Source organism: Streptomyces jumonjinensis, assembly GCF_009600885.1.
GTDB classification, from domain to species: domain Bacteria; phylum Actinomycetota; class Actinomycetes; order Streptomycetales; family Streptomycetaceae; genus Streptomyces; species Streptomyces jumonjinensis.
Genome location: NZ_VCLA01000126.1, coordinates 1 through 12752, shown reverse-complemented (window position 1 = coordinate 12752; position 12752 = coordinate 1). Strand labels below are relative to the sequence as shown.

Sequence of the window (12752 nt, the reverse complement as noted above, 5' to 3'; positions counted from 1 at the left end):
CGCTGGGCTGAGACCCGCGCCCGCGCGAGGACCGCCCGCGCCGCCCCCGGAACCGACATCCGCAGGCAGACCGCTGGAACCGCCCCCGGAACCGGCACTCGCGTGAGGACCGCACGGACCGCCCCCGAAGCCGCCCGCGCGGCCCGCTGAAGGCCGGTGGCATATGACCAACATGGGAATGATCGTTCCTGCGGTGCTGCTCATCGGGGCCTTTCTGCTGAAGCTGCCCGCTCTCTACCGCAACCGCCAGGACATCCTGCTGGGGGCCGTCTGCGGGCTGCTGCTGATGGCCGGGGTGGTCTTTCTGCTCGCCGCCGTGCCCACCATCGCCGCGATCAACCGCGTCACCGGGGTGCCCAACCTCGCCGCGCCCGTGGTCTACAGCGCGCTCAGCGCCTTCAGCGGCGCCTGTCTGGTGCTGATCGTCATCTGGCGCGGCGGCACCACCGAGCGGACCCGCCGCACCGCGCGGCTCTGCGTCACCGCGTACGGTCTGGTGATCGTCGCGCTGAATCTGCTGTTCCTGATCGGGGACGCCCCCGTCGAGCGGCTGCGGGACTTCGACACCTACTACGCGACCACCCCGTTCATCCGCGAGATGATCTGCCTCTATCTGCTGGCGCACACGGTCGCGGCGGTGGTGACCGCCGTCCTGTGCTGGCGCTGGTCCCGCCAGGTCACGGGGGTGCTGCGGGCCGGACTGATCCTGATCGTCATCGGCTATCTCCTCAATCTCGGTTTCGACGCCGCCAAGTTCTCCGCGGTCGCCGCCCGCTGGGCCGGGCAGGACTGGGACGGACTCAGCACCCGGGTCGCCCCGCCGCTGGCCTCGCTGGCCGCACCGCTGGTCGGCGGCGGCTTCGTGCTGCCGCTGGTGACCCAGCGGCTCGGCATCGGCTGGCGCACGGCGGTGCGCTACCGGCGGCTGGGCCCGCTGGCGAACCGGCTGTCCGGCGCGGCGGGCCAGGGATCGTCCAGCGTGGCGATCGGCCCCTGGGCCTCCCTGGAGCTCCGGCTCATCCGGCGCGAGGCCGCCATCCACGACGGGCTGATCAGTCTGCGGCCGTACTTCGACGAGACGGTGTACGACGAGATCCGCGCCCGCGCCCTGACGCTCGGCCACACCCCGGCCGAGGCCGCGATCGTCGCGGACGCGGCGATGGTCGCCGCGGCGGGCCGGGCGTACGCGGCGGATCCGGGGCGTACGGCGCTGACCGGGAGCGCCGCGACCGTACAGCCCTCCACCGGCGGGGACGATCTCGTACGGATGTCGCTCGCGCTGCGGAGCTCACCGCTGGTCCAGGAGGCGTACCGGCACGCCGCCCTGTCGGACGCCTGAGCGCCACCGCCCTGCCGGGCACCTGAACACCGCCGCCCCGGGCCGGATCCGCGACGGCCCGCCCGCCCTCCGGCACCCTCCGGAGCCCTCCGGAGCGCTCCGCCGCTCGCGGGCCGCGCCGGTGTCTCCCACCGCGCGCCGCTCCCGCCGGAGGACCTGCCTACGCATCAGGATTCCGCCAAAGACGCATCGCATCCGGCAATGGGCGCGCTCCCCGCCCCCACCCGCCCGCAGAGCGGACCGGGCATGACCGCTACCGCCCCAACCGGCGAACTCTCCGGCCCGGAAGCACCCGTCCGGACCACTGACGCATGGCTGACACGCGCCGAGCCTGTCCGGAAAAGCCCGCAACCCCCCCGGGCTCCCGCGACCACGCCCTCAACCCTCTGTACGGTGTGGTGCCAGGCTCAGGCCACCGACCGACTGGGGGGAGTGCAGTGGGCACCAGGAGCGCGATGCGCCGGCTCCGTGAGGAACTCGCGCGTGCTCTGGAGGAGGCCGGTCCGGCCGGGCCCGAAGATGTCTTCGCGGCTCTCTGCGCCCATCTCGGCGAGCGGCGCGGCAGGCCGGTGGTGCTCCATCTGGTGGACTTCCCGCCGCAGACGGCAAGCGGTCTCTATCTGGACATGGCGGACCGGGACGTGATCTGCGTCCAGGCCGGCACCCATCCCCTCCATCAGCTGATCATCTTCGGCCATGAGGTCTGGCACATGATGGCCGGGCACGGCCACGCCGGTTCGGCGGCCGTCGCCCGCTCCGCGCCGAAGCCCCCGACGCACGGCCCGCAACGGCCCGGCGACGCGCCGGACGCCCACGGCGTGCCACCGGGCCGCCGCGCACCGGACGCGCACGGCGCCGGCCTCACGGCGGCCGTCCAGAGTCTGGCGGCGCGTACCGACTTCCGGCAGGCGCAGGAGGCCGAGGCCGAGACCTTCGGTCTGGAGCTGGGCGCCCAGCTGCGGACCTGGCTGGAGCGGACCCCGGACCCGGCCCCGCGCAGCGCGGTCGCCCAGCGTATCCAGGACTCCCTCGGACACCGCCAGGGCTGATCCCATGCGCAACAGCGACTACTACATCCCCGCCATCGCCCTCGGGATCGCCTTCGCCGCCAAACTGCCCGCGCTGCGGCGCGGCCGGCACGACCCGCTGGTGCGCTCCGTGCTCTTCCTCCTCTTCACCGCGGCCGTCTGCTTCGTCTTCGCCGCCCCGCCCACCATCGCGGCGGTCAACCGGGCGACCGGCGTCCCGAACATCTCCGCCCCGCTGGTCTACTGCCTCATGCTCGCCTTCAGCTGCGCCTGTCTGGTGCTCATCGTCAACTGGCGCGGCGGCCCCCGGGAAAGGGTCCGGCGCCACTCGCGGACCTGGATCGCGGTGTACGGGACGGGCATCGCGGCGCTGCCCGTCCTCTTCGCGCTGGGCGAGGCCCCCCGGGAGCGGCTGCGGGATCTCGACACGTACTACGCGACCACCCCGTTCATCCGGGAGATGATCGTCCTCTATCTGACGGCGCACATCGTCTCCGCCGTGGTGACCACCGCGATGTGCGTGCGCTGGGCTCGGGCGGTCGCGCACTGGCTGCGGGTCGGTCTGATCGTGCTGGTGGCCGGGATGGTCTTCAATCTGGCCTTCGGCGTCGCCAAGCTGACCGCGGTCGTGGCGCGGTGGACCGGCCGGGACTGGGATCTGCTCAGCACCTCGGTGGCTCCGCCGCTGGCGGCCGTGGGCGGCATGGTCCTCACGGTCGGGTTTCTGCTGCCGCTGGTGGGCCCCCGGTGCGGGGCCGTCCGGCGCGCGCTGCTCTCCTACACCCGGCTGGGCGCGCTCTGGCGCTATCTCCGGGCGGCTCCCGGCGCGCACGCGCCGCTGCCGCGCATCCCCTGGTGGGCCTCGGCCGAACTGCGGCTGACGGTGCGGGAGACGGTGATCCACGACGAGTTGCTCAGACTCCAGCCGTATCTGGACGACCGGGTCCGCGCCCGGGCCCACGGGGAGGCGCTCGGCGGCGCCGCGCCGCTCGGGCAGGCCCGGTTCGTGGGCGTCGCGGCGATGGTGGTGGCGGCGGTGGCGGCCCGGAGCGGCGGGCAGCGGCCCGGGGACGACGAGGAGCATGTCCAGGCCGGGGCCGACGCGCTGACGGCCGCGCTCACCCCGGGGCGGGAGCGGCTGGTGCGGCTCTCCCGGGCGCTCGGCTCGCCGTCTCTGCTGGAGGCCCTGGGGCGGCAGCCGGCGGGCCGGGCAGCCGCGCGTCAGGGGTTCCGCTGGGCGAACCGGGTGAATCCACGCCGCCCGGCGGACCGGACCGGCGGACCGGGCCCGGCCGGCTCCACCGCCGCGACCTCGGCGAATCCGGCCGGCGCCGAGGAAGCGCCGGCCGGACGGGCTCCGGGGAGCTCTCCCGGGGGAGCCGCGCGTACAGCAGAATTCCGAGGGTCCGACAACGGCCCGCGCCCGGGGGCCCCACCGGAGTCACCGGCCCCCGCGCCTGCACAGAACGCGGAGACCAGTACGCGATGACGCACCCCAGCCCGACCGGCTCCCCCGTCGCCCCGCTCCGTTCCGTCCGGGGCCGCCGCGCCGTGGTGATCGGCGGCGGACTCGCCGGAATGCTCGCGGCGGCGGCCTTGGACGGCTTCGCCGACGAGATCACGGTCGTCGAGCGCGATCTGCTGCCCGACGGCCCGCTGCCGCGTAAATCGCTGCCCCAGGCACGCCACGCGCATCTGCTCTGGTCCGGCGGTGTGCGCGCCTTCGAGCAGTTGCTGCCGGGCATCACCCGGGCCTGGCTGGCGGCGGGGGCACGCCGCATCCCGCTGCCCACGGGTCTGGTGTCGCTGTCGTCCCAGGGCTGGCTGAGGCGCTGGCCGGAGATGCAGTACATGATCTCGTGCAGCCGGGATCTGCTGGACTGGGTGGTACGCGAACGGGTGCTGCGGGCGCCGGCGGTCACCCTGCTCCAGGGGCATACCGTGCGCGGTCTCGAAGGCACGGCCGCCCGGGTCACCGGAGTGCGGGTGAGCGCCGAGGACGGCCGGGAGCTGACGCTCGACGCCGAACTCGTGGTCGACGCGGCCGGACGCGGCTCACGGGCCACCGGCTGGCTGGGGGAGCTGGGGATCGACGGCGTCGAGGAGGGGCAGGTCGACTCGGGGCTGGTGTACGCGACGCGGGTCTACCGGGCCCCCCACGGCAGTGAGGACTTTCCCGTCGTCAATGTGCAGTCCGATCCCGGCGATCCGGTCCCGGGCCGCACGGCGACCCTGAACCCGATCGAGAACGGCCGCTGGCTGGTGACCCTCTCGGGCACCCGCGGCGGCGAACCGTCCGCCGATCCGGCGCGGTTCGAGTCGTTTGCCCGCTCGGAGCTGCGCCATCCGGTGATCGGCGAGCTGATCTCCCGTACCGAGCCGCTGACCCCGGAGGTCCATCTCTCCCGCAGCACGGTCAACCGCCGCCGCTGGTTCGAGAAGGCGCCGGAGTGGCCGGACGGCTTCATCGCGGTCGGCGACGCGGTGGCCACCTACAACCCGGTGTACGGGCAGGGGATGAGCGTGGCCGCGCAGGGGCTGGCGGAGCTGCGCGGGACGCTGCGCCGCCATCGGCTGGACGAGCCGGGGCTGGCCCGCCTGGTACAGCAGGCCGTCGCCCGGCCGGTGGGCCTCGCCTGGGATCTGGCGACCTCGCTGGACATCCTCTACCCGGGGGCCGTGGGCCCGCCGCCGCGTCCGGGCGGCGGGCTGATGAAGCGCTATGTCGACCGGCTGGCGTACGCGGCGACCGGGCGGGCCCAGCTCACCCGGGCCTTCATCGGTGTGATCACCCTGTCCCAGCCCCTGTCGTCCTGGCTGCATCCCGATGTCATGGTGGGGGTCCTGCGCGGACCGGGCAGAGCGCAGCTGACGGGGCCTCCGTTCACCGCCGGGGAACGGGAGATCGCCGCGGGCCGGGGAAGGTCCGGGCCGCCGACGGACAAGGTCATGTGACGCAACTCACACCAGCTGGCGGCCGTCGCTGCGAGGCAGGCCGGGCCTCCATCGCGTCGTAGAGCTCAAGGAGCAGCACCCAAGGAGTCGAACCAGCAGCGGAGGAGCGACGCGATGTTCCGAACCGTCGAGCAGTCGATCCCGGCCGAACTCATCAGCGGCGCCCCGCACCCCGTCCCCGTGACGGTGCGCGTGGTCTACAGCGCCGACGACCCGCTCGCGGTCCGGATGGTCTTCCCCGCGGCGGTCTCGCTGAGCGGCGGGGACGTCACCTGGATCTTCGCGCGCTCCCTGCTGGACCGCGGGCTGCGGGCCCCCTCGGGCCTGGGCGATGTGCATATCCGGCCGGGCGACCGGGCGGGGACGACCGTCGAACTGCGGGCCGCGCAGGGGGTGGCCCTGCTCCGTTTCGCCACCGGCCGGCTGCGGCACTTCCTGCTCCACTCGTACGCCACCGTCCCCGCCGGGCTCGAAGCGCGCGCCCTCGACATCGACGGCGGCCTCACGGCGCTGCTGCGCGGGGCGCGCGAAGGGCAGGACTGAGCCCCCGCTCCCGGTGATCACCGGGCCCCCGCGCCTCCGGGCCCTCCGCCGTACTACGGTCTGGGTATGAGGACTGCCACAACCGACCCGGGGGTCGGCCAGATGCTGCGCGCCTGGCGGGAACGGCGGCGGGTGAGCCAGCTGGAGCTGGCCCTGCGCGCGGAGTCGTCGGCCCGTCATATCAGCTTCGTCGAGACGGGTCGTTCCCGCCCGAGCGAGGAGATGCTGCTCCGGCTGGCCGAGCACCTCGAAGTCCCGTTCCGGGAACGCAACTCCCTGCTGCTGGCGGCCGGTTACGCGCCCCGGTACACGGAGACCCCGCTCGACGACCCGTCGATGGAGGCGCTGCGGGAGGGGATGCGGCGGCTGCTCCAGGGCTATGAGCCCTATCCGGCGCTGGTGGTGGACGGTCTGTACAACGTGGTCGCGGCCAACCGCGGGATCACGATGCTGCTGGACGGGGTGGCGGAGCAGCTGCTCGCACCGCCGCTCAACGCGATGCGCCTCACGCTCCACCCCGAGGGTCTCGCCCCGCGCATCCGCAATCTGCGGGAGTGGCGGGGGCATCTGCTGCACCAGATGGAGCGTCAGATCGCGCTGGTCCGCTCCGGGGCGCTGCGTGAGCTCTACGACGAGGTCGCCGCCTACCCCCTGGCGGGGGCCGACGGCGACGAGAATCCGGAGAATCTGGTTCCGTATCCCTACTTCGCGCTTCCCCTGGTGGTCGAGCACGACGGGCGGACGCTGTCGTTCCTGTCGTCCATCTCCACGTTCAACACCCCGATGGATGTGACGGTCGCCGAGCTGGCCATCGAGACCTTCCTCCCGGCGGACCCGGCGACCGTCGCGTATCTCCAGTCCCTGACTCCCTGAGCCCCGGCGCCGTCTAACGGGCGTCGCGGGCGCGCAGCGCGGAGATCTGGAGGAGGGCGAAGGCGGCGACGACCAGGCCCTGGAGCGGGATCCAGACGGCGCCCGCGGTGCTCGGGTCGAACCAGAGGACGACGGACGCGATGGAGACGATTCCGTACAGCAGATTGAGATCGATGACGGTCTTCACGGCGAGCGCCGCCGGCTGACGCCGTCCGGCGAGGGCTCCGACGGCGACGCCGAAGAGAGCGAGGAAGATCCCCAACCCCAGCAGAAAGCCGTCGTCGACGCCGATGAGGCGGCCGACCTCCTCCGAGGCGACGAGATACACCAGTCCATTGAGCAAGGTCACCACCGCGTCGAGGGCGAGGAAACGGCGGAGCATGGTCTTCGGCTCGTCAGTGCGGGCAATACCGGCGAGAATCGCGGTGGACACGGTGGTTCAGCCTCCAGCGGGTCAGAGAGTTCATCTGGCCACCGGAGCCCGGACGGAGTGCGCCGCCCGGGTTCCGGTGGGTTAAGACTGCCTTCCGGGGCGGGTGCCGGTCGATTACGTGAGAGGTAATGGCGGCGGACGGGATCCCCGGGCGGGCGGGCCGGATTCCCCGCGCGGCGGACCGGTCTCGCCGCGCCGCGGGCGGCCGACGGGATTCCCCGGGAGGCAGCCGACGGGTTTCCCCGGACGGCGGCGGGCCGGGATGATGGACCGGCGGCGGGCGGGGGCACGGGGCCGCACGACGGCACATCGACTCAGGGAGTCCCCTTGGCGGCATCACCCGAACACGGCAGCCCGGTACCGGACTTCACCCTGCCGGGAGGGGTCCTCGTGGGCGGCGGACGCGACGGCGCGTTCGAGCGGCGCGACTTCACGCTGAGCGAGCGGCGGGGCGTCCCCCTGGTGCTCGCTTTCTACCCCGGGGACGGCACCGCCGTCTGCACCAAGCAGCTGTGCTCGTACTCCAGCGGGCTGGAGACCTTCACCGACTGCGGCGCGGAGGTCTGGGGGATCAGCCCGCAGAGCGTGGACAGCCACGAGGAGTTCGCCCGTGCCCACGGTCTGCGGATGCCGCTGCTCGCCGACGCCGACCGGGCGGTGGCGCGGGCGTTCGGCATCGCCGCGCCCGGGATCGGGCTGCGGCGGGCGGTGTTCGTCGTCGCCGGGGACGGCACGCTGCACTGGAAGCACGTCGCGTTGCTCGGGGCGACCTTCCAGTCGAAGGAGACCCTGGCCCGGCATCTCGCCACGCTGGTCTGAGGCGGCGGGGGCAGCGGGGGCAGCGGGCCTGCTCGGATCGCTGCCCCCGCCGCCCCCGCTCCGTCAGACGGCGCCGTGGCTCTCGGGGCGGGGGTCCCCGGCTCCGGCGGCCGGGGGCTCGTGCGGGGGTTCCCGCGGGGGCTCGGCGGCGGGCTCCTGGCCGGGCTGGGCGGGGGCTGTCGTCCCGGGCTCGGCGGCGCGGGCGGCCTCGGCCCGGATCATGGCGTTGAGCGCGGCGAAGGGGTCGATGGGCATGGCTGTGCACCTCGCAGGTGGGAGGGGGCTGGGCTGAGAAGCGGCTGACGGCGGTCAGCAGCGCAGCACCACACAGCGCACGGCATACGGCAGGAGGGGCGCGGGCGCGCGGCCCCGGAGGTCCGCGCGGCTCCCGTCCGGCATCTGGCCCGCGACGGCCAGGGACCTCGGCACCCTTACGGAGGTCCGGGCCCGGCCCGGTACGGAGGCGCCGCCGTCGGTCTCCTCCGGCTGCCCCGTCGCATCGGCGGGCGCTGACGCGGGCGCGGGTGCCCGGGTCTCCCCGCCGGCCGGGTACGCGGCGGTCCCGGCCCCCACGCCGGTCCCCAGCAGCGCGAGCAGGGCTGCCAGCGCGATGAGCGCGACACGCCCCGCCGGGGTGCGGAAGGCCGCGGCGGCGGCCGGGGAAGGTGACATGGCGCGGTACCTCCTGGACGTGCGTCCACTGCGTCCACTGCCCCGCAGAGGCCGTCGACACGACCGACCGGGGGCGAGGTCCGCTCCACCGGAGTACCCGGATTAGGCCGAACCGCCCATCGCCGGGGGGCGCTCGCCGCGCGGGCGAAGCGGGGGGTACGCCCGGGGGGCGGTCACCCCGGGCGGCACCGGGCACCGGGCACCGGTACGGCACGGCCCCCGGCCGGCGGTCACGGCGCTCGGCCACGTGGCCGGAACCGGGGTACGCCCACGGGCCGGTCACCCGGGAACGGATCGCCCCCCCAGCGGCATCGGGCACCCGGTGCGGCACGGCCGTCGGCCGCCGGGAGCAGCACCCGCCCGGCACGGCACAGCCCCCGCGGTCGGCCACAGCGCTCACCACACGGCCGGAACCGGGGTACGCCCCACCGGCCGGTCACCCCGTGGAACCCCTGACCGCCGGGAGCTGCACCACACGGCCAGAACCGAGGCATGCCCCAGGGGCCGATCACCCAGCACGGCACCCGGGAACGGATCGCCCCCCAGCGGCACGGTCCCCGGCGGGAGCGGAGAGCGGGGTGCCCGGGCGGGCGGGCGTCGGGCGGGGCGCAGGGGCGCGTCACGCCGCGTGGGCGGGCGCCCGAAGGCGCCCGCGTACGCGGGGCCCGGACGGGTCCGGAGCCGCGCCGGGCGGTACGGGCCCCGGGACATGGGCGGCGTGCACCGTCGTGTGGCCGGAAACCAGTGCACCGGGTCCCGGGAACCCCGGTCGCCGCGCGGCTGTGGTCGCGCGGGCCCGGTCCCCGCTCCGGGGCGGAAGTCCCCGGATGCGGGCAGGCCCTCGTCGCGCGTCCCCGGCCAGCGGTTCCGGGACCTCGGCACGCACCACGCGTCAGCCGTGTGGTGCGATCACCGTCACTCCCGCGACGGCGGGCGACGACCCCAGCGCCGGGAGCGCCGTGGGCACATCGGCCAGGCCGATGCGCCCGGTCACCAGCAGCTCGGGGCGGAGCGCCCCCGTCGCGACCAGGGACATCATCCGCGGATAGGCGTGGGCGGCCATTCCATGGCTGCCCACGATCTCCAGCTCCAGCGCCACCACCCGGTCCATCGGCAGCCGCGCGCCCTCGGGCAGCAGGCCCACCTGGACATGGCGGCCCTGGCGGCCCAGGCTCTCCACGGAGCTCGCGCAGACCGCCGGGGAGCCCACGGCGTCCAGGGAGAGCCGGACGCCGCCGCCGGACGCCTCCCGTACCGCCGCCGCCGCGTCGCCCGCGGCGGCGTCCACGCACACCTCCGCGCCACACCGTCTCGCCATGTCCAGCACCTCCGCCGAGACGTCGACCGCTATCACCCTCGCCCCGCTCGCCACCGCGATCATCACGGCGGAGAGGCCGACCCCGCCGCAGCCGTGCACCGCGACCCACTCCCCCGGCCGCACCCGCCCCTGACTCACCACCGCGCGGAAGGCGGTCGCGAACCGGCAGCCCAGACTCGCCGCCGTGGCGAAGGACAGCTCGCCGGGGAGCGCGACGAGATTGGTGTCCGCGTACCGAAGGGCGACGTACTGCGCGAAGGAGCCCCAGTGCGTGAACCCCGGCTGCTGCTGCCGCTCGCACACCTGCTGTTCGCCCCGCGCACAGGCGGCGCACCGCCCGCACGCGCAGACGAACGGCGCCGTGACCCGGTCGCCGGGACGCCATCGCACCACATCCGCGCCCACCGACTCGACCACCCCGGACAGCTCATGCCCGGGGACGTGCGGCAGCTCGATCCCGGCGTCATGGCCCATCCAGCCGTGCCAGTCGCTGCGGCAGAGCCCGGTGGCCTCGACCCTGATCACCACGCCGTCGGCGGACGGCACGGGGTCGGGCACCTCGCGTACGGCGAGCGGCCCGCCGAACTCCCCGAAGACGACAGCACGCACAGAAAGCCTCCCCGCCCGGCGGAACTTCAGGTCATGTCCACGCTATCGGAGGACCGCACCGGGGTGCCCTGTTCAGCGGCGCCCACCGGTATCTGGGGGCCCGTGCACTCCCGCAGCCAGCGCCGCAGCACATGGTGCACCTGCTCCGCGCCGATGAGGTCGCCGCCGTCCGCCCTGGGCGGGGAGAGCTCGACGGGCGAGAGCAGAAAGGGCTGCGACTGCTCCCCGCCGAGGCCGCCGTGCGAGCCGATCTGCTCCTCGAAGGCGTGCACCCGCCCGGTCTCCGGGTCGTACATCGAGTTGACCATGATGTCGGCGACATGCGGGAAGGAGTCGGTACGGCGTATCGCATCGGCCGCGCCCGCGCCGAATCCGGCGAGCGGCCCGTCGTCGGCCAGCTCCGCGATCGGCACCTCCACACCGCCCGCCGCGAGCACCACCGAGCCGTGCTCCTCGCTGCGCACCAGCAGAAAACCGATCCCCGGGTGATTGGCGAGCGTGCCGAGCAACGCCGGATGGCGGGCCTCGATCTGCTCACGGCTGAGCCGTCCGGGCACATCGGGGAAGGAGATCAGCGCGAGATTGCCCGAGGCGAGGACGACCGGATCGCTGCCGGGGCCGGCCTCCGGCGCGGGATCCCCCGCCGCTTCCCTGCGGTGCAGCGCGCCCCGGAGCGCGTCTCCCGCCGCGTCGCGGGCCTCCGCGCCGCACTTGGAGCGCTCGGCCCGCCGTGAGACCGGCAGCCCGCACCCCGCCCGGACGAAATCCTTGAGGCTGAGCCCGTACGCGCCCTCGAAGGTCTCCCCCGGGCTCTGCCCGTGGTCGGAGAGGAGCACGATCCGGTAGGCGCGCGGGGCGTGTTCGGCGGCTTTGGCCAGCAGCGCCAGCGAGCGGTCCAGGGACTCCAGCACCCGGGCGGCGTCCCGGCTGTGCGGACCGGAGTGATGGGCGACCTCGTCGTAGGCGACGAGATCGGCGTAGACGGCGGTACGCCCGGCCAGCATGTCCCCGATCACCGCGGCGACCACCACATCCCGGGAGACGACGGTCGCGAACGCCCGGATGAAGGGGTAGAGCCCGCCCCGGGAGACCCTGGGCTCGTCACCGCGCAGCCGGGCCCGGACGGACTGGCGGATCTCCCGGCCGACCTCGGCGATGAAGGAGACGGCGGTGCGGACCGCGTTGGCGGGGTCGGAGAAGTACGCGAAGTATCCGGCGCGGGAGCGGTTGGCCCGGCCGCGCCGGGTGGAGACGGAGAGGACGAGCGCCACCTGGTCGGCCCCGCCGCTGAAGAGGTTGCCGCGGCTGGCCCCGTCGTAGGTGAGCAGTCCGCCGTCGCCGGTGCGCTCGATGGCGCGGCGCTGGAGCTCCACGGCGCTGGCGGGCCGATTGCTCACCATCAGCCGTCCGCTGTCCTTCTCGTACCAGCGGAAGGCGGGCACATCGTGGTTGGAGCCGTGCAGGATCGCCAGCTGGCTGGCCCCGGTCTGGCTGGACCAGTCGGTACGCCAGGGGGTGAGGCGGTGGGTGTCGGACAGCCACTCGGCGACGGTGGGCATCACTCCGTCCTTGGCGGCGCGCAGCAGCACTTCGTGGCCGACGCCGTCGAGCTGGAGGAAGATCACGCCGGGGCAGGAGGCGTCGTCGTCGGGCTGTCCTGATCTGCGCCTGCGGCGGGTGGCGAGCCGGGAGAGTCTGCGCCGGTAGGCGTCGTCGTCGCGCACGGCGAGGGCGGTGGAGGCGGCGGAGGCGACGGCGGACATCACCGCGGCGACCACGACGGCGGTCTCGGGGTCGGCGTCGCCCCGGCCGTCGGGGATCAGCCGGAGGGCGAGGAGCAGCAGCGAGCCGTTGAGGAAGAAGACCAGCAGGCCGAGGACGAGGGCGGGCACCAGCAGCAGGGCGCGGACCACCAGCGGCCACACCAGGGCGGTCAGCAGGCCGAAGGCGCCCGCGCCCCAGGCTGCGGTGAGGGCGGTGCGGGTGACGCTGTCGCCGTCGTGGGACTGGAGCCGGAAGTCGGGGAGCAGCCCGGCGAGCGCCAGCATGGTCAGCGTGGAGACCGCCCACACCACGATCACCCGCAGCAGGGCGCTGCCCGCCCTGTGCCATCGCCGTTCGGCCACCCTGTGCCACCTCATCCCGGAATCAGGTTTCCAGCCT

The 12752-nt window shown here is 74.4% G+C and carries 12 protein-coding genes; 7 read left to right on the top strand and 5 right to left on the bottom strand.

Annotated features, from left to right (window positions below):
• Nucleotides 1-163 precede the first annotated feature (163 nt).
• The 6 genes from FF041_RS14895 to FF041_RS14870 all read left to right on the top strand — a co-directional run bounded on the left by FF041_RS14895 (nucleotide 164) and on the right by FF041_RS14870 (nucleotide 6738).
• Nucleotides 164-1339, top strand: a complete 1176-nt coding sequence (locus FF041_RS14895) for an MAB_1171c family putative transporter (protein WP_153523287.1) — start codon at nucleotides 164-166, stop codon at nucleotides 1337-1339.
• Between the two features lie 455 nt (nucleotides 1340-1794).
• The gene (locus FF041_RS14890) at nucleotides 1795-2388 is read left to right on the top strand and encodes a hypothetical protein (RefSeq protein WP_153523286.1); all 594 of its coding nucleotides are present in this window, start codon (nucleotides 1795-1797) and stop codon (nucleotides 2386-2388) included.
• Nucleotides 2389-2392: 4 nt separating this feature from the next.
• Entirely contained in the window at nucleotides 2393-3856 is a 1464-nt protein-coding gene (locus FF041_RS37905) for an MAB_1171c family putative transporter (RefSeq protein ID WP_194292040.1), read from the top strand.
• Nucleotides 3853-5322 (top strand): FAD-dependent monooxygenase, encoded by a 1470-nt coding sequence (locus tag FF041_RS14880; RefSeq protein ID WP_153523285.1) that lies wholly within the window; start codon nucleotides 3853-3855, stop codon nucleotides 5320-5322. Before FF041_RS37905 ends, FF041_RS14880 begins: the two co-directional genes overlap by 4 nt.
• Nucleotides 5323-5436: 114 nt before the next feature.
• Nucleotides 5437-5865: an SsgA family sporulation/cell division regulator gene (locus FF041_RS14875; RefSeq protein ID WP_153523284.1), complete on the top strand. Its 429-nt coding sequence runs from the start codon at nucleotides 5437-5439 to the stop codon at nucleotides 5863-5865.
• Between the two features lie 66 nt (nucleotides 5866-5931).
• Entirely contained in the window at nucleotides 5932-6738 is an 807-nt protein-coding gene (locus FF041_RS14870) for a helix-turn-helix domain-containing protein (protein WP_153480618.1), read from the top strand.
• A 13-nt stretch (nucleotides 6739-6751) separates the two neighbouring features.
• On the opposite strand, the gene FF041_RS14865 is transcribed toward FF041_RS14870, so the two are convergent.
• On the bottom strand, nucleotides 6752-7171 hold the full coding sequence (locus tag FF041_RS14865; protein WP_323391879.1) for a hypothetical protein: 420 nt from the start codon (nucleotides 7169-7171) through the stop codon (nucleotides 6752-6754).
• 327 nt (nucleotides 7172-7498) lie between these two features.
• On the opposite strand from FF041_RS14865, the gene FF041_RS14860 reads away from it, so the two are divergent.
• Entirely contained in the window at nucleotides 7499-7990 is a 492-nt protein-coding gene (locus FF041_RS14860; RefSeq protein ID WP_153480616.1) for a peroxiredoxin, read from the top strand.
• 63 nt (nucleotides 7991-8053) lie between these two features.
• Here FF041_RS14860 and FF041_RS14855 read toward each other — a convergent pair whose 3' ends face one another.
• From FF041_RS14855 to FF041_RS14840, 4 genes are all read right to left on the bottom strand, one after another.
• Complete coding sequence (locus FF041_RS14855) at nucleotides 8054-8245, bottom strand: hypothetical protein (RefSeq protein WP_153480615.1); 192 nt, start codon at nucleotides 8243-8245, stop codon at nucleotides 8054-8056.
• Nucleotides 8246-8299: 54 nt separating this feature from the next.
• Nucleotides 8300-8662 (bottom strand): hypothetical protein, encoded by a 363-nt coding sequence (locus tag FF041_RS14850; RefSeq protein ID WP_153523283.1) that lies wholly within the window; start codon nucleotides 8660-8662, stop codon nucleotides 8300-8302.
• An 892-nt stretch (nucleotides 8663-9554) separates the two neighbouring features.
• On the bottom strand, nucleotides 9555-10589 hold the full coding sequence (locus FF041_RS14845; RefSeq protein ID WP_323371055.1) for an alcohol dehydrogenase catalytic domain-containing protein: 1035 nt from the start codon (nucleotides 10587-10589) through the stop codon (nucleotides 9555-9557).
• 26 nt (nucleotides 10590-10615) lie between these two features.
• Complete coding sequence (locus FF041_RS14840) at nucleotides 10616-12730, bottom strand: alkaline phosphatase family protein (RefSeq protein ID WP_153523281.1); 2115 nt, start codon at nucleotides 12728-12730, stop codon at nucleotides 10616-10618.
• Between the last annotated feature and the right edge of the window lie 22 nt (nucleotides 12731-12752).